The sequence below is a fragment of the Pseudomonas kulmbachensis genome, assembly GCF_963681935.1.
Taxonomy (GTDB): Bacteria; Pseudomonadota; Gammaproteobacteria; order Pseudomonadales; family Pseudomonadaceae; genus Aquipseudomonas; species Aquipseudomonas kulmbachensis.
In genome coordinates this window covers 2,916,514-2,940,462 of record NZ_OY817088.1, presented here as the reverse complement: position 1 = coordinate 2,940,462, position 23,949 = coordinate 2,916,514, and the positions used below count along the sequence as shown (strand labels likewise).

Annotated in this window: 26 protein-coding genes; 10 read left to right on the top strand and 16 right to left on the bottom strand. The window is 57.2% G+C overall.

The window, feature by feature from the left end; genetic code table 11:
• Positions 1 to 12: 12 nt before the first annotated feature.
• Positions 13 to 876: a LysR substrate-binding domain-containing protein gene (locus tag U5A05_RS13425; protein WP_321833307.1), complete on the bottom strand. Its 864-nt coding sequence runs from the start codon at positions 874 to 876 to the stop codon at positions 13 to 15.
• Between the two features lie 150 nt (positions 877 to 1,026).
• Here U5A05_RS13425 and U5A05_RS13420 point away from each other — a divergent pair, with 150 nt between their 5' ends.
• The 5 genes from U5A05_RS13420 (at position 1,027) to umuC (ending at position 4,658) form a co-directional block, all read left to right on the top strand.
• Entirely contained in the window at positions 1,027 to 1,401 is a 375-nt protein-coding gene (locus U5A05_RS13420) for a tautomerase family protein (protein WP_321833306.1), read from the top strand.
• A gap of 164 nt (positions 1,402 to 1,565) precedes the next feature.
• Positions 1,566 to 2,054, top strand: a complete 489-nt coding sequence (locus tag U5A05_RS13415) for a DUF2867 domain-containing protein (RefSeq protein WP_321833304.1) — start codon at positions 1,566 to 1,568, stop codon at positions 2,052 to 2,054.
• Between the two features lie 4 nt (positions 2,055 to 2,058).
• Positions 2,059 to 2,496: a GNAT family N-acetyltransferase gene (locus tag U5A05_RS13410; RefSeq protein WP_321833302.1), complete on the top strand. Its 438-nt coding sequence runs from the start codon at positions 2,059 to 2,061 to the stop codon at positions 2,494 to 2,496.
• Positions 2,497 to 2,959: 463 nt separating this feature from the next.
• Positions 2,960 to 3,388 carry a LexA family protein gene (locus U5A05_RS13405; protein WP_261738383.1) on the top strand — a complete coding sequence of 143 codons (429 nt, stop codon included), beginning with the start codon at positions 2,960 to 2,962 and terminating at the stop codon, positions 3,386 to 3,388.
• Positions 3,378 to 4,658, top strand: a complete 1,281-nt coding sequence (gene umuC / locus U5A05_RS13400) for a translesion error-prone DNA polymerase V subunit UmuC (protein WP_261738382.1) — start codon at positions 3,378 to 3,380, stop codon at positions 4,656 to 4,658. The genes U5A05_RS13405 and umuC overlap by 11 nt, the downstream gene beginning before the upstream one ends.
• A 259-nt stretch (positions 4,659 to 4,917) precedes the next feature.
• Here the strand turns inward: umuC and glcF are convergent, their stop codons facing one another.
• The 6 genes from glcF to U5A05_RS13370 all read right to left on the bottom strand — a co-directional run bounded on the left by glcF (position 4,918) and on the right by U5A05_RS13370 (position 10,974).
• On the bottom strand, positions 4,918 to 6,135 hold the full coding sequence (gene glcF, locus U5A05_RS13395; RefSeq protein WP_321833297.1) for a glycolate oxidase subunit GlcF: 1,218 nt from the start codon (positions 6,133 to 6,135) through the stop codon (positions 4,918 to 4,920).
• A 3-nt stretch (positions 6,136 to 6,138) separates the two neighbouring features.
• Positions 6,139 to 7,200 carry a glycolate oxidase subunit GlcE gene (gene glcE / locus U5A05_RS13390; RefSeq protein ID WP_321833296.1) on the bottom strand — a complete coding sequence of 354 codons (1,062 nt, stop codon included), beginning with the start codon at positions 7,198 to 7,200 and terminating at the stop codon, positions 6,139 to 6,141.
• Positions 7,200 to 8,699 carry a glycolate oxidase subunit GlcD gene (glcD, locus tag U5A05_RS13385; RefSeq protein WP_261738379.1) on the bottom strand — a complete coding sequence of 500 codons (1,500 nt, stop codon included), beginning with the start codon at positions 8,697 to 8,699 and terminating at the stop codon, positions 7,200 to 7,202. The genes glcE and glcD overlap by 1 nt, the downstream gene beginning before the upstream one ends.
• Before the next feature lie 115 nt (positions 8,700 to 8,814).
• Complete coding sequence (locus U5A05_RS13380) at positions 8,815 to 9,024, bottom strand: hypothetical protein (RefSeq protein ID WP_261738378.1); 210 nt, start codon at positions 9,022 to 9,024, stop codon at positions 8,815 to 8,817.
• A 141-nt stretch (positions 9,025 to 9,165) separates the two neighbouring features.
• Positions 9,166 to 9,708: a histidine phosphatase family protein gene (locus tag U5A05_RS13375; RefSeq protein ID WP_261738377.1), complete on the bottom strand. Its 543-nt coding sequence runs from the start codon at positions 9,706 to 9,708 to the stop codon at positions 9,166 to 9,168.
• A gap of 162 nt (positions 9,709 to 9,870) precedes the next feature.
• A complete protein-coding gene (locus U5A05_RS13370) occupies positions 9,871 to 10,974 on the bottom strand; it encodes an SDR family oxidoreductase (RefSeq protein WP_261738376.1) in 1,104 nt (367 codons plus the stop codon).
• A gap of 116 nt (positions 10,975 to 11,090) precedes the next feature.
• Here U5A05_RS13370 and U5A05_RS13365 point away from each other — a divergent pair, with 116 nt between their 5' ends.
• On the top strand, positions 11,091 to 12,005 hold the full coding sequence (locus U5A05_RS13365) for a LysR family transcriptional regulator (RefSeq protein WP_321833295.1): 915 nt from the start codon (positions 11,091 to 11,093) through the stop codon (positions 12,003 to 12,005).
• Between the two features lie 78 nt (positions 12,006 to 12,083).
• The gene (locus U5A05_RS13360) at positions 12,084 to 12,710 is read left to right on the top strand and encodes a LysE family translocator (protein ID WP_261738374.1); all 627 of its coding nucleotides are present in this window, start codon (positions 12,084 to 12,086) and stop codon (positions 12,708 to 12,710) included.
• Between the two features lie 161 nt (positions 12,711 to 12,871).
• Here U5A05_RS13360 and U5A05_RS13355 read toward each other — a convergent pair whose 3' ends face one another.
• The 3 genes from U5A05_RS13355 to U5A05_RS13345 all read right to left on the bottom strand — a co-directional run bounded on the left by U5A05_RS13355 (position 12,872) and on the right by U5A05_RS13345 (position 15,436).
• Positions 12,872 to 13,207, bottom strand: coding sequence for a hypothetical protein (locus tag U5A05_RS13355; RefSeq protein ID WP_261738373.1), 336 nt, complete (start codon positions 13,205 to 13,207; stop codon positions 12,872 to 12,874).
• Positions 13,208 to 13,332: 125 nt separating this feature from the next.
• Positions 13,333 to 14,529 carry a hypothetical protein gene (locus tag U5A05_RS13350; protein WP_321833293.1) on the bottom strand — a complete coding sequence of 399 codons (1,197 nt, stop codon included), beginning with the start codon at positions 14,527 to 14,529 and terminating at the stop codon, positions 13,333 to 13,335.
• A gap of 13 nt (positions 14,530 to 14,542) precedes the next feature.
• Positions 14,543 to 15,436, bottom strand: a complete 894-nt coding sequence (locus U5A05_RS13345) for a nitrilase family protein (protein ID WP_321833291.1) — start codon at positions 15,434 to 15,436, stop codon at positions 14,543 to 14,545.
• A gap of 326 nt (positions 15,437 to 15,762) precedes the next feature.
• Here U5A05_RS13345 and U5A05_RS13340 point away from each other — a divergent pair, with 326 nt between their 5' ends.
• Both U5A05_RS13340 and dapA read left to right on the top strand, forming a co-directional pair.
• Positions 15,763 to 15,999 (top strand): hypothetical protein, encoded by a 237-nt coding sequence (locus U5A05_RS13340; protein WP_261738370.1) that lies wholly within the window; start codon positions 15,763 to 15,765, stop codon positions 15,997 to 15,999.
• A 412-nt stretch (positions 16,000 to 16,411) separates the two neighbouring features.
• Positions 16,412 to 17,284 carry a 4-hydroxy-tetrahydrodipicolinate synthase gene (dapA, locus tag U5A05_RS13335; RefSeq protein ID WP_321833290.1) on the top strand — a complete coding sequence of 291 codons (873 nt, stop codon included), beginning with the start codon at positions 16,412 to 16,414 and terminating at the stop codon, positions 17,282 to 17,284.
• Positions 17,285 to 17,317: 33 nt separating this feature from the next.
• Here the strand turns inward: dapA and U5A05_RS13330 are convergent, their stop codons facing one another.
• Together U5A05_RS13330 and U5A05_RS13325 are read right to left on the bottom strand one after the other, a co-directional pair.
• Positions 17,318 to 18,103 (bottom strand): PhzF family phenazine biosynthesis protein, encoded by a 786-nt coding sequence (locus U5A05_RS13330; RefSeq protein WP_321833288.1) that lies wholly within the window; start codon positions 18,101 to 18,103, stop codon positions 17,318 to 17,320.
• A gap of 5 nt (positions 18,104 to 18,108) precedes the next feature.
• A complete protein-coding gene (locus U5A05_RS13325) occupies positions 18,109 to 18,810 on the bottom strand; it encodes a helix-turn-helix transcriptional regulator (RefSeq protein WP_321833286.1) in 702 nt (233 codons plus the stop codon).
• A 384-nt stretch (positions 18,811 to 19,194) separates the two neighbouring features.
• On the opposite strand from U5A05_RS13325, the gene U5A05_RS13320 reads away from it, so the two are divergent.
• Positions 19,195 to 20,433, top strand: coding sequence for an EAL domain-containing protein (locus tag U5A05_RS13320; protein ID WP_261738366.1), 1,239 nt, complete (start codon positions 19,195 to 19,197; stop codon positions 20,431 to 20,433).
• A gap of 17 nt (positions 20,434 to 20,450) precedes the next feature.
• Here the strand turns inward: U5A05_RS13320 and U5A05_RS13315 are convergent, their stop codons facing one another.
• The 4 genes from U5A05_RS13315 to U5A05_RS13300 form a co-directional block, all read right to left on the bottom strand.
• Positions 20,451 to 20,981 (bottom strand): methylated-DNA--[protein]-cysteine S-methyltransferase, encoded by a 531-nt coding sequence (locus U5A05_RS13315; RefSeq protein WP_321833284.1) that lies wholly within the window; start codon positions 20,979 to 20,981, stop codon positions 20,451 to 20,453.
• 6 nt (positions 20,982 to 20,987) lie between these two features.
• Positions 20,988 to 22,034 (bottom strand): LLM class oxidoreductase, encoded by a 1,047-nt coding sequence (locus tag U5A05_RS13310; protein WP_261738364.1) that lies wholly within the window; start codon positions 22,032 to 22,034, stop codon positions 20,988 to 20,990.
• Between the two features lie 23 nt (positions 22,035 to 22,057).
• A complete protein-coding gene (locus U5A05_RS13305; RefSeq protein ID WP_261738363.1) occupies positions 22,058 to 22,693 on the bottom strand; it encodes a glutathione S-transferase family protein in 636 nt (211 codons plus the stop codon).
• Positions 22,694 to 22,986: 293 nt separating this feature from the next.
• Positions 22,987 to 23,877: a LysR substrate-binding domain-containing protein gene (locus U5A05_RS13300; RefSeq protein WP_261738362.1), complete on the bottom strand. Its 891-nt coding sequence runs from the start codon at positions 23,875 to 23,877 to the stop codon at positions 22,987 to 22,989.
• Positions 23,878 to 23,949: the final 72 nt, after the last annotated feature.

Below are 23,949 nucleotides of genomic sequence, written 5' to 3'. Positions count from 1 at the left end.
TCTCGTCAGCGGCTACGGGGATTGCAGGCTCTCTTTTATCAGTGTGGCCAGTAACCTGGCTGCAGGCGTGGGTTGCTCGGTTGCCGCGTGAAGCACATACCCCAGGGTCTGTACCGCAGGTAACCCTGGAATGATGGCGAGATGGCCCGGCAGCCCAATGCGGGTGCGCAGTGTCACTCCCAGCCCAGCCGCGACGGCTGCCCAGATGCCTGCCACGCTAGGACTGGTCAGGGCAATGCGCCAGGTGATTTTCGCCTCGTCCAGCGCCTGGATTGCAGCGCTGCGCAGTACGCAAGGGGCGTCGAACATAATCAGTGGCAATGGCGAGTCACCAGGCATGTTGCGAGCTGGCATCTCACGCGAACCGATCCAGTGCATCTGCGTTGCACCCAGCCGCGTGGCATAAGGGGAAATGTAGCCAGTGTCCCAAGCCAGAGCCAGGTCCAGGCCGCCGTTGTCCATAAGGGTCAGTAGTTCAGCATTGCGCGCGATCCGGACTTCGAGATTTACCGTCGGGTAGGTGGTGACAAACCGGCGCAAAATATCGCTCAGAAAATGCTCGCCAAAGTCCTCCTGCAGCCCGAGGCGTACCGTCGTTGCCGTCTGGTTTTCATGCAGGGTCTGGAAGATGCTGTCGTTGAGTTCAAGCAGCCGACGGGCATGGCTCAGCAAGGATTCACCCATTGCCGTCAACATCAGCCCTCGACCGGATTTGGCCAGTACTGGCGTGCCGATCTGCTCCTCAAGTTTCTTTAGTTGTGCGCTAACGGCAGAGGTCGAGCGGCCCAGGCGGTCTGCCGCCTTGGCAAAGCTGTTGAGCTCCACGCCGGTTACGAAAGTGCGTAACACATCAAGGTCGAAGACTGGGCGGCGCATTTTATCATCCATAATTTTGGAACAATGGCTTTCATTTAATCTGATATTCGCAATGGTTGCGACTTGATAGTTTTTATCTCGCCAGATGATGTCATCACCTATTTGGCGTTCTATTCAAGCTGCCTTGTCACGGCAAAGGAGTAATGACAGATGCCATTTGCACGAATTTCACTGCACCGGGGCAAGTCCGTTGAGTATTTGCAGGCGCTTTCTCAGGGCTTGCACGATGCGTTGGTAGAAAGCTTTGAAGTACCCCTGAAGGATCGATTTCAAGTCATTCACCAGCATGAACCGGGCGAGCTGATTTTTGATCCCGGCTACCTTGGCGGGCCGCGCAGTCATGACTTTGTGCTGATTGCGATTACCGCGGGTCTCCCACGTTCTACCGAGACCAAACGCCGCTTTTATCAGAACCTTACCCAGAAACTAAAGTGTGCGCCGGGCCTCGACCCGGAGGATGTGATGGTGGTTATTACCAGTACAAAGGCCGAGGACTGGTCGTTCGGGGGCGGGCGGGGCAACTGACTGCAGGATGACCGGCGTATTGTGGCGATTACAGGCGACGCTGATGTTGACGATATCGTCCAGGCTGTTAGCGTAGGCCACGGTATCCGGCGGCATCGGATCAAATGCCGAAATTATGCCAAGTCCCGGCCTATCCAAGAAAGTTCAGGGCAAAGGAGTATGTAATGAAAGGAAGCCGTGCTGTGCATACGCTGCGTGAACTCTCGGAACTTGATTACCATGACAGCAGATCGATTCTGCTGCCTGTGCAGATCACCGCATTGGAAGCCTGGAACCTGATGACGGCCGAACAGGGGCTGTTGATGCAACTGGCTTTTCGAACCAGAGATGCGATTTCCTCGTTATTTGGTGTTAAACGGATCGGCGGGTTTTCCGGCACCCGCAAAGAGACAGTCCAGACCGGTGATTATCTGGACTTCTTTGTGGTTGAGCACAGTGCCCCGCAGATACTGGTTCTGACCGAGCGTGATCGACATCTGGATGTAATGACCTGTGTTTCGATAGCCGATCGTGTGCTCACGATTACCTCATCTGTCGTAACCCATAACACGTTCGGTCGCCTCTATATGTTGCCGGTTGGCCCGGCGCACAAACTCATCGTCAGCCGCTATCTCAAGCGCCTTAAGCGAAAGCTGGAAGCTAAGGAGTCCTGAACTCATGGATAAGATCATAAGAATCGCCGGTCAGTCGGATATCAAGGCAATCTTCGATATCCGCACCAGCGTCAGGGAAAACCATCTCTCCCACGATCAGCTAGCCGAAATGGGCATCACCCCCGAAGCCATACAACAGGCAATTTTGGCTTCGCCATGCGTCTGGGTGGCAGAGGTCGATGGGGTCCCGGTGGGGTTTTCCATGGCTGACGCGGAGGATGGCTGCGTATTTGCCGCTTTTGTTCTGCCTGAATTCGAGGGGCACGGTCTGGGTCGCAGCCTGATGGCCAAGGCCGAGGCTTTCCTGTTTCAGCAGCACCGGACAATCTGGCTGGAAACCGCTGAAGGCAGCCGCGCCAGCGGTTTTTATCGAAACTTAGGTTGGAAAGTGGTGGAAAACTTGCCTGAGGGTGATGTTCGTTTTGAGAAATCACGAACCTAGTATCGGTCGGGTTTCTTGTTAGTTGGGACAAGAAGGTATGGATATTCGGTTAGCGCAGTCCAGGACGGGATGCTTTTGAGGGCAAGCGGGCCCTCAAGCCACGAAACCGGCCGGAATGATAGGTGTCAGGGGGGCAAACGGCTCATACGTTATGCCGGCTCCAGCCCCGAAGTAGCAGCACATAATCTATATGGCCTGTTACTCCGTCACAGCCATTCGCCATTCGCCCGTCGACGGGCGGTGTCTGGTGGGCGGGGCGTAACGCCATTGAAGCCAATTACGGTCAAATCGAAAGTGAAACCCGATTGGCCAGTGACTTCAGTACACAGTTCCCGACAAACCCGTTCTGGAGGCTGTAAGCCGCCCACACGCTCCTCTCGTCGAAATCTCTGACAGATAAATTGACCAGAATGATCCTACGCAGTTAACTGTATGTTCATACAGTTAACGTAAGGCGTGCGTCATGAGTTTCACTTCCCTCGGGCCAATTGCTGAAGATGGCGTTCGCTTGCCACTTTGTTCCTTCAAGGTTCCGGCCGGGTTTCCGTCACCGGCGGCGGATCATATTGAGAAGGAAATCTCGCTCGACGAGTTGCTCGGTATCCGCGCGCCTCATGTGTATCTGGTACGGATCGACGGCGATAGCATGCAGGGGGGCGGAATTTTTTCAGGGGATCTGGCGGTGGTGGACCGTGCCATTGAGGCGGGGCACGGCCATGTGGTGGTGGCGCTGCTGAATAACGACCCGGTCTGCAAGCGCCTTTGTTTGCGCGGCAAGAGCGTTATCTTGCAATCCGAGAACCCGAAATATCCGGATCGTTATGTACTCGAGGGTGATGAGTTTTCAGTCTGGGGCGTGGTCACTTACACCGTGCGCAGCCATGGCCACTAAGCCTGACCCGGTTTTCGCGCTGATTGACTGCAACAGTTTTTACGCCAGTTGCGAGCGTGTGTTCAGGCCTGACCTGGCCAAGGTGCCCATCGTGGTGCTGAGCAACAACGACGGTTGCGTGATCGCCCGCAGTTATGATGCCAAGCCCCATGTGAAGATGGGCGAGCCGTATTTTCAGATCAAGCACCGACTCGAACAGTTGGGGATTGTGGCGTTCTCGTCCAACTATGCCTTGTACGGTGACATGAGCGAGCGGGTGATGAGCCTGATTGAGTCGATGCTGCCTGCGGTCGAGGTCTACAGCATCGACGAATCCTTTGCCGACCTGACCGGTATCGCTGATGCCACCGCCATGGGCCGAGCGTTGCGCAGCCGAATCCTGCAATGTGCCGGGATTCCGGTCGGGGTCGGTATTGCGCATACCAAGACCCTGGCCAAGCTGGCCAATCACACTGCCAAACGGTTGCAAGCCCATACGGGCGGAGTGGTGAACCTCTGTGGCGACCATGAGCGAGATTGGGTGCTGCGAAATACCGCCGTGTCAGAGGTCTGGGGAGTAGGGCGGCGCATGACCGCTCACCTGGAGAGTATGGGCATCCGCACCGCAATGGATCTGGCCAAGGCGGACCCGTGGTCGCTGCGCAAAAAATTCAGCCTGGTTATCGAAAAGACTGCCCGTGAGCTGTCGGGTACCTCTTGCCTGGCGCTGGATGAACCCGACCCGCCCAAGCAGGAAATCTGCTGCAGTCGCATGTTCGGCAAGCGCCTGACCGAACTGGCTCCGATCAAGGAGGCCGTGGCCACTTACATGATGCGCGCCTCGGAAAAACTGAGGGCGCAAAAGTCGTACTGTAAAAAGATCCGGGTCAGCATTCGTACAGGCATGTTCAACCCGGACGAGGCGAAGTACGCCAAGGGTGTGGTGGTGACCTTGCCATACCCGACCGATGATGTGCGTCTGCTGACCAAGGCCGCGGTGGATGCGCTGGAGCATGTATTTCAACCCGGTTTCAGATACAGCAAGGCCGAGGTGCTATTGCTGGATCTGCGCCAACCGGGTGAGTTTTCCGATGATCTGTTTGCGGTCAATCAGCCGGCAGAAGCTTCAAGGGTGATGGCGGTGCTGGATGCAATCAATGACCGCTGGGGCCGAGGCACGCTGCGTGCGGCCAGCGTGCCGGGCAATCCGGACTGGGGGATGAAAAGGGAGTTGATGAGCCAGAGCTATACCACGCGGGTGGATCAGCTTTGGCGGGTTTCGTGTGAATAATGGTCAGTTCAGAGCTCGGCGAGAAATCTGTCGTAACTGGCGAAGGAACGAGGCTGCGTTCGGTGGCGCAGCCTCGTAAGGTCTGAGTGCTGATTCTAACTGACACACAACAGTGCCTGATTTCGCGACGGCTTCGCCCTGCGTATAGGCAATACGGATATACGCCCCCGCCCAAAGGCGCTCTTGAATGAGTGGTTTGCCGAATCCTTTGGCCTTCATTGCACCAAGGTTTCGTCTGCGTCGCCAGCCCAATAGTCCGCTAGGGCAGTGCGGCTTCGACCAGTTCGATCCAGTGCCGGACCGGGGTTCTGCCGGCACTGTCGAGATGGGACTGACAGCCGATATTGGCCGTGACAATGACGTCGGGGTGGCCGCTTTCCAGTGCATTGAGTTTATGGTCGCGCAGCTGTCGGGACAGTTCTGGTTGGGTCAGTGAGTAAGTACCCGCCGAGCCGCAGCATAGATGGCTGTCGGGCACGGCAGTGAGGTTGAATCCCAGGCGGGACAGGATGTCTTCAACCGCGCCCCCGAGTTTTTGCGCGTGCTGCAAGGTGCAGGGGCAGTGGAATGCCAGGCGTTGCTCGCTGTGTAACCCAAGCTGCTCCAGTGGCTCATCGCGCAGCACTTCAGCCAGATCCCTGGCCAGGGCACTGACCCTGGCGGCCTTGCTGGCATAAGCCGGGTCGCTGCTGAGCAGGTGCCCATAGTCTTTGATAAAAGCACCACAGCCGCTGGCGGTTTGCACGATGGCCTCGGCTCCCTGCTCAATCCCCGGCCACCAGGCATCGATATTGCGCCGGGCGCGATCAAGGCCAGCCGCCTGGGCGTCCAGATGATAGTCCACGGCACCGCAGCAACCGGATTCGCGGGCAGGGGTTACGCTGATCCCCAGTCGATCCAGCACTCTGGCGGCGGCCACGTTGGTGTTGGGCGACAGGCTCGGCTGTACGCAGCCTTCGAGCATCAGCACTTGCCGAGCATGGCGGGTGGTCGGTCTCGGTTTCACTGCGGGCACGTTGCGCGGCAACTTGTCTTGCAAGGGGGCGGGTAGCCATGCACGCAAAAGCTGAGCGCTGCCGACCAGCCGTTTGAACAGCGCCGTTCTGGGCACGATGCTGCGTAAACCTTCGCGCAGCAGGCGCTGTGCGAGTGGCCTTGGTACTTGGGCATCGACCACCGCCCGGCCGATATCCAGCAAGTTGTGGTAATCGACGCCGGAAGGGCAGGTGGTTTCACAATTGCGACACGACAGGCAGCGGTCGAGATGCTGTTGGGTTTTTTGCGTCACCTGGTTGCCTTCGAGCACCTGCTTGATCAGGTAAATACGCCCCCTCGGCCCATCCAGTTCATCACCGAGCAACTGGTAGGTCGGGCAGGTGGCGTTACAGAAACCACAGTGCACGCAACTGCGCAGGATACTTTCGGCCTCTCGGGCGCGGGGCAATTGGCGCGCTTGTTTACTCAAGGTGGTCTGCATGGCTCAAAGCTCCGCGTACAGGCGCCCGGGGTTGAAGATGCCCCGTGGATCGAGTTGTTGTTTGAGGGTGCGGTGGTAGCGCATCAGGGCATCGGGTAGCGGCTGGAACGGGCTGTCGACCAGGCCGTGGCTGTAGCAGGTCGCATGCCCGCCGACCTCAGCAACGACATTGCGAACAAAGGCCGCGTCGGCATCCGATTTGAGCCAGCGCTGGGCACCGCCCCAATCGATCAGTTGTCGGCCCGGCAAGGCCAGGCCGGGTGTGTTGTTGGGCAAGGACAGGCGCCAAAGGGGCTGGTCTTCATCGAAAAAAACCAATTGGTGTTCGTTGAGATCGGTCCAGAACGAAGAATCCAGCAGCTCGCCTCCCAGGCGTTCATGGGCCGCGGCCACCGAGCCTGCGCCGCCCTCGAGTCGCAGGTGCAGGCGCTGACCATCATGACAGGCAGCGCTGATCGGCAGTGGTTGCTGGCCCCACTCGGCAAGACGCAGCAGGGCACGATCGGCGTCTATTTCCAGGCTGATGCTCAGGCATTGGCGTGGCTTGGGCAGGACCTTGAGGGATACTTCGGTCACCACCCCAAGCGAGCCGTAACTGCCTGCCATCAAGCGCGACAGATCGTAACCGGCGACGTTTTTCATGACCTCGCCGCCAAATCGCAAATGCTTGCCGTGCCCGGTAATAACCCGAGTCCCGAGGACGTAGTCCCTGACCGAGCCTGACCAGGGACGGCGTGGCCCCGACAGCCCGCAGGCAATCATGCCACCCACCGTAGCATCCCCGAAGGCTGGCGGCTCGCAGGGCAGCATTTGCTGCGCGGCATCGAGCACGTGCGCCAACTCGGACAGAGGGGTGCCACAGCGGGCCGTGATTACCAGTTCGGTCGGGTCATAGCTGACAATGCCGCGATGGGAGCGGGTGTCGAGTATTTCCCCTGCCACGGTGCGGCCCAGGAACAGCTTGCTGTTGGAACCCTGGATGCGCAGCGGGGTGGCGTACGCCAGTGCCTGGTTGACCTGCTCCAGCAGCACGGCGCTGTCATCGATATCGTGTGCGGTGCGCATCAGAAACGCTCCAGCTCGGGAAAAGGCAACTGGCCCATGTGAACGTGCATGGCGCCAAACTCGGCGCAACGATGCAGGGTCGGAATATTCTTGCCGGGGTTAAGCAGGCCACTTGGGTCGAAGGCAGCCTTGACGGCATGGAACAGGGTCAGTTCATCGCTGTTGAACTGCGCGCACATCTGGTTGATTTTTTCGCGGCCCACACCGTGTTCACCGGTAATGCTGCCACCGACCTTGACGCACAATTCGAGGATCTTGCCGCCCAGGGCTTCGGCGCGATCGAGTTCGCCCGGCTGGTTGGCATCGAACAGAATCAGCGGGTGCATATTGCCGTCACCGGCGTGGAACACGTTGGCTACACGCAGCTCGTACTCGGCCGACAACGCGGCAATGGCCTGCAGAACCCCCGGCAATTCGCGGCGCGGTATGGTGCCGTCCATGCAGTAGTAGTCCGGCGAGAGGCGGCCCACGGCAGGGAAGGCATTTTTGCGCCCGGCCCAGAATCGCACCCGTTCAGCCTCGTCCCTGGCCTGACGCACCTCGGTGGCTCCGGCCTGTTCCAGCACCTGGCGCACAAGGTTGCAGTCGTCGTGGACATCGGCCTCAACGCCATCGAGTTCGCACAGTAAAATGGCCTCGGCGTCGACAGGGTAGCCTGCATGGATAAAGTCTTCGGCGGCACGAATGGCCAGGTTGTCCATCATTTCCAGGCCGCCGGGGATGATACCTGCGGCGATGATGTCACCCACGGCCCGGCCTGCTTTCTCGACACTATCGAACGCTGCCAGCAGCACCTTGGCGGTCTGCGGTTTGGGCAGCAGTTTGACCGTCACTTCGGTGATCACCCCGAGCATGCCTTCGGAGCCGGTAAACAGCGCCAATAGATCGAAACCGGGCGAGTCCAGGGCTTCGGACCCCAGCGTCAGGTGTTCGCCATCGACGGTTAAAATTTCGACCTTGAGCAGGTTATGTACGGTTAAGCCATATTTCAGGCAATGCACGCCACCGGCGTTTTCTGCGACGTTGCCGCCGATAGAACAGGCGATTTGCGAGGAAGGGTCGGGCGCGTAGTAAAGGCCAAACGGCGCCGCCGCCTGAGAAATCGCCAGGTTGCGCACCCCCGGTTGAACCCGTGCAGTGCGGGCGGCGGGATCGATGTGGAGGATATTGTTAAAGCGGGCCATTACCAGCAACACGCCTTTTTCCAGTGGTAATGCGCCACCGGACAAACCAGTACCGGCCCCGCGCGCAACGACCGGCACACGCAACTCATGGCAGATGCGCAGCACCCCTTGCACCTCGTTGAGATAGCGTGGCAACACCACCAGCAAGGGGGTAGTGCGATACGCAGACAGCCCGTCGCACTCGTAAGGCTTGAGTTCTTCACGCTGATGCAGGACTTCAAGATCCGGCAAGCGTGCTTGCAAGGTTTGCAGCAGTACGGCTTTATCGACGTCAGGCAAAATGCCGTCGACGCGTTCATCGTAGAGAATGTTCATGGCGGCTCACGACACTCGATTATTTTTGTTAGAGGTCTGTATCCGACAACGTTGGTGCGCGCCACGTTATTGCTTAAAGGCTGGGCGTGATGTCGCCCCCAAACCATAGCACTCGTCAGTGAAGTGTGGCGGTCCGACCAATTTCGCCAATCCTGATCCGGTCCAGCGCCCGATTTAAAGCATCCAGGGCATCGATAAGGGCTTTTGCTTCGGCCTCTCGACCTTCTCCCCAAAGGCGTTCGGCCATCTTGTTGAGGGCCTGGATGGATTTTTCGATGTCTGCAGCAGTTGCTGTCGGGCTCACTACGGCTTGCTTCTTGGGCATTGTCAGAACTTCTTCGGCGCCAGATCACCCGGCTTGAAATACAGGGTTTATGGATCTCTTCAACAAAAGTGATTGAGATCCAGTGGGGCGGACTGTAGCAGACGGGGATGGTTACTTATGCCTGCGCCCCGTGGATACCCCTCAAACACCTTTGTAGTGATACACCTGCGCACTCCAGTACCGGCTGCTACTGCGTTTTTCGCGAGACCATCCATCGGCCTCCAGTTGTTTGGCGATCAATCGATTCATCACCCCGTGACCGAGTAGCAGAACCGTTCCTTCGTCAGCTATGGATTGCAGTCGCTGAGCCGCCGTGCAGGCACGGGTCCGCGTAGTGGTGGCAGATTCGACGCCCGGTGAGTAACCGCATAACCATAGAATGCGCAGGATAAATGCCCAGGTAAACGGCGATAGCCGTGGCCGTTTCCAGCGACCGTACGGCAACTGCGCTTCACAAAAAATTGCGTCGACGAGGGTGGGCTCTAAACCGAGCGCCCGGACGGAGGTCAGCGCGCGGGGGGCGCTGCTCGAGACGATTACCGTGGCGGTTGCCGCGAGTTGCAGGCTGGCTTCCGGAACGGGTTGGTGGGTAATGTGCGACTGGTTGTAGTGTTCGATCCAGTCTTTCATGTCGAGTGCTGACAATTTGCCGACTTCGCCTAGCTGAGGCTGGCCATGTCGCATCAGGATTATTTTCCTGTTCACAGTGTATTGACGTCCTTGTGCCAAGTGCAGTGGATATACAAGAAATGCGGTTTTGATAATACATCCAAGTGTCGACGCAGAACTGCCAATAGCCCCCAGACTATCGGCTTTGGGGTTAGCTAATAATCCCGTGTTTGACCGTTAGTTGTCGGCGGTGACGGATGAGGCTTTTCTCTTTGAGGTAGGCGCCCTGAGGCCTTCAAACCAGCCGTGATCACGGTACCAGGCCACGGTGTCCATGATGGTCAGATCCAGCGCCCGGAAACTCAGGCCAAGTTCTTGTGCACTTTTTTGCTGATTGAAATGGGTACGGTGCTCCTCTCGTACCATCAAACGCAGGGTTGCCATGCTCAACAGAATGGGCTTGCCGGTCAGGCGCGCATAGATCTCCTGCACCGCCGCCAGCGTGTACAGAAAGGGCAAAGGCAGTTGGCGTGTGGGTGTCTTGACCCCTGCAATACGTCCCAGAACAGGTATCAACTGACGCATCGTCATATGCCGGCCCGCCGCGAGATAGCGCTCGCCTCGGCGTCCATGCCTGGCGGCAGCGATCAGCGCTACTGCCACATCACGGGCATCCACCACAGAGAAACTGCCGGGCACCAGCCCGGGCAACTTGCCGTTCACCACATCGTTGACCAACTGTCCCGAGGACGTCGGGCCAATATCGCCAGGCCCCCACATCCAGCCGGGCAGGACCATGCAGGCATGCATCTGGGGATGGTCTTCGAGGAACGACAGCACCACCTGGTCGGCGAGAATCTTGCTGCGGTAGTAGTCATCGGCGTCGGCCTCGGCCCGCAGGCATGTCTCATCGATGGACGAGCCAGGTTCGCCGTTGAGCACCGCAATCGAAGATGTATGAACAAACCTCCGTATGCCTGCACGGTAGGCGTGCTCAATCAGGTCTCGAGTACCGGCGACATTGATCTTTTCGAGGTCCTTCCAGTGACTGCCGCCCTTGTAGTTATCGCGAAAAAACGCCGCCGTGTGAAACACCGTATCGCAGCCTTGCAGTGATGCTGCAAATGCACCGACATCGGCCATATCGCCAATGACCAGTTGTACATCCGGCAGGTCGTTGAACTGCTGTTCACCCTTGGCTCTGGAGCGGACCAGGGCTTTGACGCTATAGCCACGAGCGAGCAATTCCCGCACCAGGTTATTGCCCAGCAAGCCGGTCGCGCCAGTCACGAATACGTTGCACGCGGCGTGTTGCACATAGTCCTTGGGGGCGGTTGTCATACAATCCATTCCAGTGGTTTCGAAGTTCGCTAGATATACCGTTCAGAGCGCTTCTGAAAAATAGCGACTACTGCATAATGGTTTTGCACATATGCAGACCAGGGAGGATATGACGCATGGCGTTGCAAGCAAATTGGGACGATCTACGACTGCTGCTGGCGGTCTCGCGGCGTGGCAGCTTTCTTCAGGCCGGGCAGTTACTGGGCATTGCGGCGTCTACGGTATCCCGCAGGCTGACCCAACTGGAGGTAGCACTGGGCGAGCCACTGGTCGAGCGCGGCGTTGAAGGATGCCGGTTGACTTCACGGGGCCAATCCCTTGTGGACGTTGCGATGGCTGCTGAAGCGGGCCTCAGGCGTCAAACCGCGGCTGACATGACTGGCTTGCACACCGAGCTGTCGGGCAGTGTGCTGGTCAGTGCCGGGGAGGGGTTTACTTCCGGGGTACTGGAGGCTGTGAGTCGCTTCACTGCTCTGCACCCGCGCTGCTCGGTGGAGCTGCTGGTCACCGCCGACTTTCAGAAAATCGTCCGCGGTGTGGCCGATATAGCGGTGCGCACCATGCATCTGGGCGAACCCTCGTTGATTTATCGACCCATTGGTAGGTTCACCTACGGTGTATTCGCTGATGCCGGTTACCTGAGGCGATTTCCAGGGGTAACTGTGGCCACAGCAGTCAATGTAGCCTTGCTGCCTCCGCTCGACATGTTGCCGCAAATGCGTGCCGCAAAGGCCGCCGGTCTTGACCGTACGCAATTGAGCGTGAACTCGTTCGCCGTGCAGCTCGAATCAGTGAAACGGGGTTTGGGGGTGGGTGTATTGCCTCGTCTTCTGGCGAAGGACCTGGTCGAATTGTTCCACGAAATTGAACTTCCGGACCTGGAAGTTTATTTGGTGACCCGGCCTCAGGCATTGAAGCAGGCCCATATAAAATGTTTTTTTGCCATCCTGGAGCAGGTGCTGCAAGAAGCCCTGTGCCTGCAAACTGACGAGAGTTGCGACCTGGAGGAACTCCCCGTAATAGGCGCATAAGCCAGTTTACAGGTGGGCAAGGCAGTATTTATATTGCTTAAAAAATGGATGGCTCAATGACACTTCGGGAGTAATAGCGTGTTTCCAATCGATATCTGGCTTGCTTACTCCGCAGCCTGTTTGCTCTTGGTGATTGCTCCTGGGCCGGACAATCTGCTGGCTGTAGGCCGCGGTCTGAGCCAAGGCAGGCTAGCGGCGCTGGTGTCAGGAATGGCATCTGGCGCAGGTATTCTGTTCCATGTGGCGACCGCTTCGTTGGGGCTGACGCTGCTTATGCAAACGTCCGTTGTGGCGTTCTGGATCGTCAAGCTGATTGGCGCCGGTTATCTGCTCTGGCTTGGCATCAAGGTACTGCGCTCACGTAGCCTTATCAGTTTCCAACCTGCGGCCAAACAACCACTGACCAGTATATTTTTCACCGGTTTTCTCTCGGCGGCGCTCAACCCGAAGCCGGGGTTGTTTGTACTGGCATTTATCCCTCAGTTCGTTGATCCACTACGCGGGTCGGTGAGCACGCAAATGCTGGTGTACGGTGCCTGGTTCGCATTGCTTACGGCCATTGGCTTCTCGCTTATGGGCGTATTTGCCACAGTCCTGACCCAGTGGTTACGCCCGCGGCCTCGACTGGTTAATGGTCTGAATGTAGGCGCAGGACTGACTTTCGTCGCATCCGGCGTATCGATAGCTGCCCTGAGTCAGAAGTAAGGCGATATCAGGAGCGCCACAGCTGTTGCAAGTGCTTGAACGAGCGGTATTGCAGTGGGAGCGAGCCTGCTCGCGACAGCGCGTATTTACTGGCTGATCGCGACGCTCTTGAGGCCTTCGCGAGCAGGCTCGCTCCCACGTATGCGGTCATACGGCTGCTTTTACAGCAACTGATCAATCAAGACCGCATTGGAATAGATCAAGTTGCCATCGCTCGCACGATGCCCGACCAAATGGAACTGACCGCGTTCGTGGTGCAAGTAGACCCGCATCTGGCAGTCGGACAAGGGGCCGTACCCCTCAGGCATGATCAAGTCCATGGTGCTCATGTCGACATCGACCATGGCTTCGTGCTCCTGGGTCTTCTGCAGACGCTCTTCAGCTTGCTCCAGACGCAAGTGGAGTGGGCCATCAACGTTAAAGTGAATGTCTCCTATTGCAGCAGGTTTGTGATCGCCACTGTTTTCACACCAACCTTCGATTGTCAGGGTCGCCATAACAAAATCTCCAATGCTGATTGCAGAAATCGGGTGGCATTTTTGATGCCATGACTTTCCGACCACTACCAGTTGGCAGGGTTCGTCTTTTCAGACCAGCGTGCCCAATTCTTTCATTCTAAAAACTAATCAACGGCCAGAGCTCCGATTACAGGCAGGATCAGCAAGGTACTGATCGCCATCGACAACACATTGCCAATAAAGGGATGCAGGTAGTTGGGCAACCGTTGAGCAATGGCACAGGCCAGTGGCGGTGCGATCAAGGCGCCCAGCACTGCACTGGCGATGATGACGGTAAAGCTGCCGCCGTAGGTCAGCACTGCAGCAGGCACGACTGAAACCAGTGGCACATAAGTGGGATACCAACCGCGTTGCTGCCATTGCTGGCGCCACACAATGACGCCCACCAGTGAGGTCAATGCTTGCGCCGCGACCATGTGTAACAGCAGGCCAGAACCATAAGCAGGGCTTAGCGGGTTCAACGCACAGGCCAGTAATACCCCGGCGAGCATGCCCAGGCTTGCCCATTCGTTGCCGTAGAACGGAGCTTCCGAGAAGTCAGCCAGTACGCGCCGCAACGTCCAGATCACCCCATAATTCGGTGCTTTTACTGACACTGGCGGCGGGTTTGTAGCTGTTTGCCCGTGTTTGGCAGTCACCAGTATTGGCCAAGTCCGGCACAGCAAAAAGGCCACCACGCTGCCCGATGCCATTCCCAGAACATTGCCTATCACCGCTGGCAAACCCAAGGGCAGGCACACGAAGTTAACGATCAGCAGACAGGATGGCGTGACGAGGAGGGCGCCGAGGATTGCCCCATTGATCGTGACTTTCCAGCCACCTCCAAAGAGCAACACCATAGCCGCGGGCAATGACACGAAAGCGGCGAAGGTGGGTTGCCAGGTGCCAGCCGTCAGGGTCCAGCCCCAGAGTGCATTGCTCAACAACAGGCCCAACAGAGAACTGGTCACCAGCCAGGGCCACAGCCCCGTACCATAGCTGATGCTGAACCCTTGCCACGCCTGAGCGTAGCGGCTGGCCCAGTATCCCAGCGCACCGCCAAGCAACAAGCCCAGAGAGGAGAGTTCATGTTTGTAGAACGCTACTTCGCTGATGTCACCCAACACCCAGCGTAACCACGCCAGGGCAGAGGGCATGCTGGTTATCATGTCGCTGTAGGCGGGCCAGTAAGCTGGGGCTGTGGAGTTGTAGTCCACGGCCACCCAAGCTGTGACTACACCAATAATCGCCACGGCGCTAAAAAGCAGGATCAGAAGTCTGACCGCAGCCACTGAGGTTTTTCTTTCGGATAGGGATTCCATGGTGACCACCCGATCAGCGAGGCAAGCGAAGGTGATGGTCATAGCCGAGCATTTCGTCATACAGATCCGTGCGGCGGTCACGGAGCAGGTCGTTCAAGTTGTTCCATACGGGTGCGCTGCGAGCAGCCGACAAATCGATGTCGGCATAAAGAATGGTTTGCTCGTCAGCTGGCGCCACTTCACCGATGGGCCAGCCATTGGTTCCGGCAATCAGCGAACAACCCAGATAACGTGCATCCGGCTCCTCACCAATGCGATTGGCAGCAGCTATAAACACGTTGTTGACGTGGGCGGCGGTCATCGTCAGGTATGACGCCATGCACTTGCCGGAGTCGTCGAACAGTGGCGGTGGTGTCCATACCCAGTTGTTCAGGCTGCAAATGATGTCAGCCCCTTGCTGGCACAACAGACGGGGGACTTCAGGAAACCAGATGTCCCAGCAAATCAGCAGGCCGATTCGCCCGATCGGGGTTTCAAACACCGGGAACCCGAGATCGCCGGGGGTGAACCAGAGCTTTTCCTTGTTCCATAGATGCGCTTTACGGTATTTGCCGATAAACCCGTCTGGCCCCAGCAATACAGCCGTGTCAAACAAACGCATATCGTCCTGCTCGACCATGCCTGCAACCAGATACACCTGATGCTCTTGAGCAAAACGGGTCCAGGCCTGAACACTTGGGCCGTCAGGAACGGTTTCTGCGTGGTTAAAGGCATCCTGGCGACTGCTAAACACATATCCGGTGTTGGCCAGCTCCGGCAGCACAATGAGATTCGCTCCGTTCTCGAACGCTTGCAGAGCCAGATCCAGACTGTTTTGCAGGTTGTTCTGGCTGTTGTGAGTTCCTGTTTGCGGATCAAATTGCACCACCGCAACGCGTACCGCACTGACAGCGATAGATTCGCTCATGACTGACACCTCTTCTTGTTTTTATGGACCGACCTGACGGCGGCCATTTAGTAAGAAGATTTGTCCGAACCAGCGTCTATCGCCGGATTCCTATCCGCCTGTAGTCCATCGGCGTATAGATTGGGAGATTTGTATTTATGGACTACTGGCCTCGAGTGAGAACTTGATCATGCAGGTTGAACATTTTGGCTCTAAAACGACGCCGATGATCGCTTACTGAAACCAGCGGCTTACATCAGTTTTTACGCCCCTAAAACGCACCTCTGCGCGGAATTAATTAACGGTTTTGCAGTCTTATTTATGCCCATTACTTTCAGGACACCCACATGAAACGCACCGCCATAATGATCTTGGCCTTTACAGGTTCTCTTCTGCTGGGAGGCTGCGTGCCAATCTGGGACGAGGGCGGCGGGCATGGTCGAGATCGTGACCGGGGTTATGATTCCGGTCGTGGATACGACCGGGGGAATGATGGTCGTGGTTATGATCAAAGGTACGATCGTCGCGACAATAATGATCGACGTTATGACCACAATCGCGATCGCGACGATAGAGACGACTGAGTCTCTTTGGTTTTCCATCAGAGCGGGTCAAGGCCCGCTCTGATCGGCGCATAAAACTTGATTGGGTTTCGAGATCTTCAATCGTCCAACTCTCGCTCGTTCACAACCCAGGAATACTTCTCCGGTTGACATATGGGCTGTAAGCCTTTAAAAAAAGAGGCAATTGATTCAAGGCGAACCTCGGATGTTGCTAATCACTGACCTGTTGATGTGTGCTGTCGGCTTAAATGCTGAAGCGACAGGTCGTGCCCGCTGCGCCTCCAAATCGAAGAAACAGTCGCTCATTTGACCGGGGCGCGCTGTCCCGTCAGATGGGCTGACAGGACATGAGCGCTACGGACTCCCTCCCTTGCTTACCTCCTTTCTGCGCTTCTGACGGTGACGTAATCGGTCTACCCTAAGGAGAAGGTACATGTCATCGTTTCAAGGCATCTGGGTTCCACTCGTTACACCATTCCACAATAGTGCTATCGACTTTGTCGGGTTGCAGCGTCTGGTCAGTCATCTGCTGGAAGGTGGGATCGACGGCATTGTGGTGTGCGGCACCACGGCCGAAGCAGCAGCACTGAGCAAGCATGAGCAACTGGCGGTGCTTGATGCGGTGCTGGAGCTGGTGCCGGCGCAGAGGGTTGTCATGGGCCTGGCGGGCAACAATTTGACTGAGCTGCTGCAATTTCAGAGCGAAATTCTCAAGCGCCCTGTGGCCGGTTTGCTGGTTCCGCCACCGTATTACATCCGCCCATCTCAGGCGGGGCTCGAAGCTTTTTTCAATACGGTCGCCGATGCCTCCAGCGTTCCCATCATTGTCTATGACATTCCTTACCGTACCGGCGTGGTCTTCGAACAAGCCACTTTGCTAAACGTTGTTGCCCATGAACGGGTCGTTGCGGTCAAGGATTGCGGTGGCAACCAGGCCAACACGCTGGCATTGCTGGGCAGTGGCAACGTTGATGTCCTGTGTGGCGAAGACAACCAGATTTTCAGTGCATTGTGCCTCGGAGCAACGGGCGCAATTGCTGCCTCGGCACATGTTCATCCCGAGCTCTTCGTGGCGCTGTATCAACAGATCCGCGACAACCAGCTAGCCGCTGGCCGCGCAACCTTCTTCCAGCTAGTGCCATTGATTCATAGCCTGTTCATGGAGCCAAATCCGGCTCCGGTGAAATCCGCCCTGGCCATTGAAGGCTTGATCAGTGACGAATTGCGAGCACCGATGCAGCGTGGCAGTGAAAGCCTGAAAGTACGCCTGCAACACATATTGAAGGGGCTGGAAAACAGCAATTGATGGATTGCCGTAACCCGAAGCAGTTCTTGAATATCAGATGAAGAGGGTGCCGCGCAGGTACAGCGAGCCGTAGCCGCTGATAATGACCCGGTCATTGTCCAGGACTTCGCAGTGCAGTTGGCCCTTGCGCGCCCCACCTTGCTCGGCACTCAGGCTACGCTTGCCCAAACGCTTGGCCCAGTACGGCGCGAGGGAAGTGTGGGCCGAGCCGGTAACCGGGTCTTCATTTACCCCCACTCGAGGTCCGAACCAGCGAGAGACAAAATCGAAGTCACGACTCGGCGCGGTAACCGCGACACCACGCACGTCGAACGAGGCCAGTGCAACGAAGTCGGGATTGAGGCCAGCGATGATGGCGGCATCCTCCACCACCACGATGTAATCATCTGTGCGATAAAGTGCATCGATCCGATCCAGGCCCAAGGCTTGCAAAAGGCCTGGCGGGACAGCTACGGCTTCAGGCTGCTTGGCAGGGAAGTCCATCGCCAGGCAGCCGTTTTCGCGCCGCACACGCAATTCACCGCTGCGAGTGGAAAAACGCAGTATGTCGCGGCTTTCACCAAGCTGTTCGAACAGCACCCAAGCTGCTGCCAGGGTAGCGTGACCACACAAGTCGACTTCCACCGTGGGAGTAAACCAGCGTAACTCGAACAACTCACCGTTACGCACTACATACGCAGTCTCGGACAGGTTGTTCTCTGCTGCGATGTGTTGCAGCGTCGCATCAGGCAACCAGGCCTGCAGCGGGCAAATCGCAGCCGGGTTGCCGCCGAAAACCTCAGAGGAAAAAGCGTCCACCTGGAAAATATCGAGTTGCATTTTGATCATTCCTGCTCGTCAGCGTTTTCTGAAACCCGGATCTGTTCCAGATAGTTGTAGATGGTGTATCGGGTCACGCCGAGCGCGGAAGCAGCTTTTTCAATACCGCCTTTGACGATGAAAATCCCGCGATCCTGCATTTGCCGTACAGCTTCAAGTTTTTGAGGTTTTCTCATCCCTACGACCCCGCCGGGGCATGCTCCCTGGATGATTTGCGCCATCAATTGCTCCATATCTCTCGGTTCATCAACGAGTGACCTGGGCGCGCGCTCCAGCCCCAGAAGCCCTCCGAGAATGGTGTGTGCGGCAGCAACCCCGCTCAAATCCGCATTGATACACAGACTGGCGAAAGGCTGCCCGCTGCTATCGCGATACACCACGGTGGAACTGCGTAGCGGGCGGCCATCAGGCGCGAGTGTCGGGTAATTTTCCACCACTACGGGCTCAGCGCTTGAGCGATTTTCCATCGCACGCCTGACAGCCGTGACCCCTAAGTCCTGGCTTGGACCGCCCAGCACTGAGCCGCCCACTTTGCGCCCAGTGACATGGCCATTGGCGATGGCAAGGATGGATCGCTCCGGGCTCGTCAAGTCATGCAACACGATTTCAATGTGATGACCAACCGCATTGCTGAGCATTTTCAGGGTGCTGTGAAGCACGTCAAGAATCAGCTTTCGCTCGGCTGGTAATGCTTCAGAAAGCTTCATGGACGCCTTCAAGTGATTTGTCGTAGGCGTCAAAAATATCAACGAAATGTTGAATTATCAATTAAATGTTTAGATCTTTTGCCAGTCAACAACCCTGTTGGCGGTTTTGTCTGGCGGACCGCTTTCGAGTCAGCCGCCATCCGCTGGGTACGCGCAGCAGCTACACGGTGCTCTTGCGAGGTAGGGTGAAATATCAGGGCTGCATACATGGGTAGTTCAGGTACGCAAGGTCGCACTCTGTTGGGGTGGGAAAGAAGTCGGGTGCTAACGCGTTCGCTACCGATGCAGGTCAGTTCAAGAAAATTCAGCATTCTTGCAAGAAAATTCCTGGTCGCTTATTTGCTAGGGTGTCCCACCATGATTTTTAACCCGAGGTCCGGATGTATGCGTTCTCTTGATGTAATTGTGTTTTGCTCTATTGGCGCCAGAGTCAAACATATTCTTGAACGCTTAAGAATGACGGGAGTAAACCATACTCATGTTATATCCGGCGCGGGTGAACAGCATTCACTGGACCTGTCGACATTAACGGTTGATCTGGTGATTTGTGACTCTTTCGGTTCACATGATGAAATTTCATTTTTCAGAATGCTCTGTGAAACCAGTGGCTTTTTTTCAATCCTCAAGAGCGATGAGCTCGAACCCGGCGTCAGATGGGGCATCTCCAGTTTTCTTGCCAAGGCGCGCAAATATAACGCCGGTGGTTATAGCGCCAGCCTGGAGCAGGCACCGTTCAACAGCTTGCTCCTCAAGGTGGCAACCGTGAAAAGATGCGTCAATGATCACTCTCGCTCAAGCCACATGCGCCCGGTGCATGTCCCGTCTGAAAGCACCGGCGATCTGGGCGGGAGTGCGGTGGTACAGGCGCTGGAGGCACAACATATGGTTCCCTATTTCCAGCCAAAAATATGCTTGAAAACCAACAGAATGCTCGGTGTTGAAGTATTGGCCCGCTGGCAACATCCGGAAAAAGGCCTGTTGTTGCCTTCGTTGTTTTTGGATGTAGTTGAGCAGGATCAACTTCATGATCAACTGTTTGAGTGCTTGTTGGAGCAAGGTTTAAAACTGCATAAGTATTTGTATTCCATCGGTGAGTCGCTGGTGTTTTCGTACAATATCGAAGCGTCGCAATTACTGATTGAGGGCTTTGCCCAACACTTGATAAAGAAAGTCCGCAAGGCAGGGCTTCCCGTACGTTTTATTACCCTGGAAATAACCGAAAAACAGACGCTGCCCCTTGATATGGCGAGCATCGAAAATATTACAACCCTGATCAGAAGCGGCGTCAGCTTGTCGCTGGATGACTTCGGAAGCGGATTTTCGTCCATTACCCGTCTGGCTCAATTACCGTTCCATCAGATCAAACTGGATGCCGGGTTTGTAGCGCGGTCGTCAGGTTTCAAGGAAAGCCGGATTATTGAATCTATCGTTTCGCTGGCCAGTTCTTTGAATCTGGAGATCGTTGCCGAAGGCGTCGAGACCGATAAGCAGAGAAAACACCTTACGCAGTTGGGTATTGATTCTGCGCAGGGCTATCTGTTCCACAAGCCCATGGACGGTGCAGCCCTGGTCAAAGTGTTAGTGGCCGACAGCACTGCGCCACAATTTATGGCGCAGGGTTAAGGATCGCAGTGGGGTAGCTAGGGCTGCAGGTCATAGGCATCCGCGCCCGCAAACCTGGCCTCAAGCATCAGCAAGCCGCGTTTTTTGTCCAGCCCACCGCTGTAGCCGGTGAGCTGGCCCGTGGCGGCGATGACCCGGTGGCAGGGCACTATGATGGAGATGGGATTAACCGCGTTGGCCATGCCGATTGCCCGTGCCGACGAGGGTTTGGTCATTGCCTTGGCCAACTCGCCGTAGGTGGTTGTGGTGGCGTAAGGTATGCCCCTGAGCAGCGCCCAGGCCTCCTTGAGAAACGCACTGCCGGTAGGTGCCAGAACGACATCAAATTCCCGGCGGATACCCTTGAGGTACTCGCTCAATTGCTGGCGAATGTCAGCAGTTGCCTCCTGATCCAAGGGGACGTCGCGGTATTCAGGTCGGGCATCGACGAGGCCAGGGAGGCTGAAGTCCAGTCTTTTTAGGGCCCCATCGGGGTCGATCAACAGGTTGATCCTGCCCAGATGGCTATCGAGATAGCCCCTGAGCAAGCGAGGTTCTGCAAAGGGCATGGTGACTTACCAGTGCTGAGGGTAGGGCGCAGGACCTGTGCGCGAGGGGAATAGTGGCAGTACGTCCTGCGCCAGTTCCTGAATAATGTCGGCTGCCGGGCGCTGTGCCATCTGAATCCCCAAGGCCGCGTGGTTGACTCCCGCTTCGCGCCATTCCCCCAGCAGATCAATGAGCCCATTGCGTCCAGTCTTGAGCACATAACCGCCGCGCAGAGGAGTGCGCGGAAAGTTGGGGTCCTCTGCCAGATCGATCCATTCGTTGGTCATGTGCGGGCGGAACCCACCCCCTGGAATGCTCGAACGCCAGGTGCGAATTCTTTCCGCCAGGCGTTGTGGGCCCCTGCGGTCCTGGGTGGAATCAGGATAGGTCAGCCAGCCATCAGCTTGAGTACCCAGCCACTGCATGCTTTGTTGCGAGCGCCCTGTCACGATCAACGGTATGCGGCCGGTCACCGGTTTTGGCAGCAACTGAGCGTCGCTCAGACTGCCCAGTGCCGACTGGATCGCTGTGGGTCTTGCCTGCAGCAATTGCCGGAAGTAATCCACCGAGTGGGCAAAACGCTCCCCGCGTTCGCCATGTTCGAGACCGTAGGCCGGAAATTCTATCGGTCGGTCACCGGAGGCGATACCCATCACCAGGCGCCCGCCAGACAGCTGGTCGAGGGTGGCCGCGGCCTTGGCCAGGTCGATGGGGTGACGCAAGGTGAAGATCGCACTGCCCGTCACCAGCGCAATCTGCTTGGTGCGTGCGGCGAGGTAGGCGAGGTAGGTGAAGGGGTCGAACACCTGGCCCGCGTCGCCAAAAGAAGGGTCGTACAAAGGCACATCGCGTACCCACGTGGCGGCGAAGCCCAGCCGGTCGAGTTCACTGACCAGATCAGCCTGGCCGGCCAGGACCGACATATCGCCTTCGTAGAACCGCAGGGGCAAGAAAATGCCCAGGGTCAGTTGATCCTGCTCAAACATCCGGCGGTAGCCGGGGTGATGAGCAAAAGCCGTCGCATCCGCGCCGCAGGTCAAAGCCTGGGCCGGGGGTATCGCAATCTGGTTCATTACCGGTTCCTTGGTGTGTAGTGTCAGGCGCCCGTCGCGGGCTGGGGAAGCGCAATGCCTCGTTGCACGGCCGGGCGCAGGGCAATTCGCTCGTACCATGCGCTCAAGTGGCGAAACCGGCTGAAGTCAAAGTCGATGATGCGGGCGATATGCATCCAACCGAAGGTCGCGATATCGGCAATCGAGTATTGCGCACCCGCCAGCCATAGCTGGTTGGACAGATGTTGATCGAGTGTCGCGAACGTCGATTCCGTCAGTTGTCGCATGCGGGCGATGGCGGTGGGGTTCGCAGGTTGATCAAACAGTTCGAAATGCACGCGCTGGCCCAGGATGGGGCCCATGCTTGAAGTATGAAACATGAGCCAGGTAATGGCCGCCCAACGCTCTGAGGGTTCTACAGGCAATAGCCGTGCTGTCTTTTCGGCCAGGTAGAGCAGGATGGCGGCAGACTCGAACAGAGTGATGCCCGTCGCGTGGTCAACCAGTACCGGGATGCGCCCATGGGGGTTGAGCTTTAGAAACTCCGGCTGGCGGTGTTCGCCCTGCTCGATATGAACGTGGTGAAGGCTATAGGGCAGGTCCAGCTCTTCCAGGGCAATGGTGATCTTGAAGCCGTTGGGCGAACTGTCGGTGTAGAGCGTCAGGTCAGGGGCGTTCATGGCGGGGCCTTTGGAGAACGACGGGGCAGTCAAAAGGTGAAGGGGCACCCTAGCCGTTGGCGCGCAGAATTTAAAACGATGTTTTATCCATCATGGGGTTAGTTTTTCTAAACCATGGTTCGCGCGAGGGGGGGCGACAAACGATCCTCTAGAGCAGGAGGTGTTGCCCGTGGCAATCGACCCTGAAAAGTCTGGGTCGATAAATAAGTTGCCTTGACTACCTGCGTTTGCATGGCGGCTGTCGTGCTGACTGACTCTCTGGTTCAGCGCCCACGGCGATCTGCCAAGGCTCGCTAAACCACGTCCTGAGCTTCTTCCATGATCCAGTCCACGAACGCCTTGACCTCTTCTCTGTGCATGGCGTCCTGGCGGGTCACCACGTAGTAGGCAAAGCGCGCAGGCCAGGGTTTGTCCAGGACTTGAACGAGACGGCCGGCGTTGATTTCTTCCAGCGCGTATTCCCGGGGCACCAAGGCCAGCCCTTGACCGGCCTCGGCGGCGCGGATCAGCAGGAAATCATCCTCGAACGCAGTGCCGCGTTCGGCGCGCGGGTCTTTGGCGACATCGTGGGCCGTGAGCCAGAGGGACCAGTCTGCCCGGTCAGAGTCGTGCAACAGCGCAAATTCAAGACAGTCCACGGGGTCTGTGATTTTCGGGCTGGTGGCCATCAGGGCAGGGCTGGCCACCGGCACCATCACGGGCGCCATCAGACGGGTGACCTGCAAACCGGGGTAGATCCCAAGCCCATGGCGCAGTGCCACATCGACGCGGTCCCGGCGCATGTCGACCACGGCGGACGTCGCTTCGACCCTGACTTCAATGTGTGGGTGGCGCAGGTTGAAACGGCCAAGGCGCGGTACCAGCCAGGAAGCTGCAAACGTCGCGACTGTACTGACGGTCAAGGTCTGCCGGGACTTGATGCCCTCCAGCGACTGCAACGCCTGCTGCATGTTTTCAATGGCCTGGAGTAACGCAGGGTGAACGCTGGCCCCGGCTTCTGTCAGGCGCAACCCGCTTCGCTCCCGTGTGAACAGCGCCATGCCGACCCGTTCTTCCAGCAGACGAATCTGCTGGCTGACAGCGCCTGAAGTGACACTCAGCGCTTGAGCAGCCGCCTTGATGCTGCCTCGTTGCCCTACTTCGACAAAGGTACGCAGCGCGAGAAGGGGCAGTGACGTGGCCATGGGGTTTAGTTTTCCTGACTGTTGTGGGCACAAATGATCGTTTCCGCTATCCAGGCGTGAGGGCGATGATAC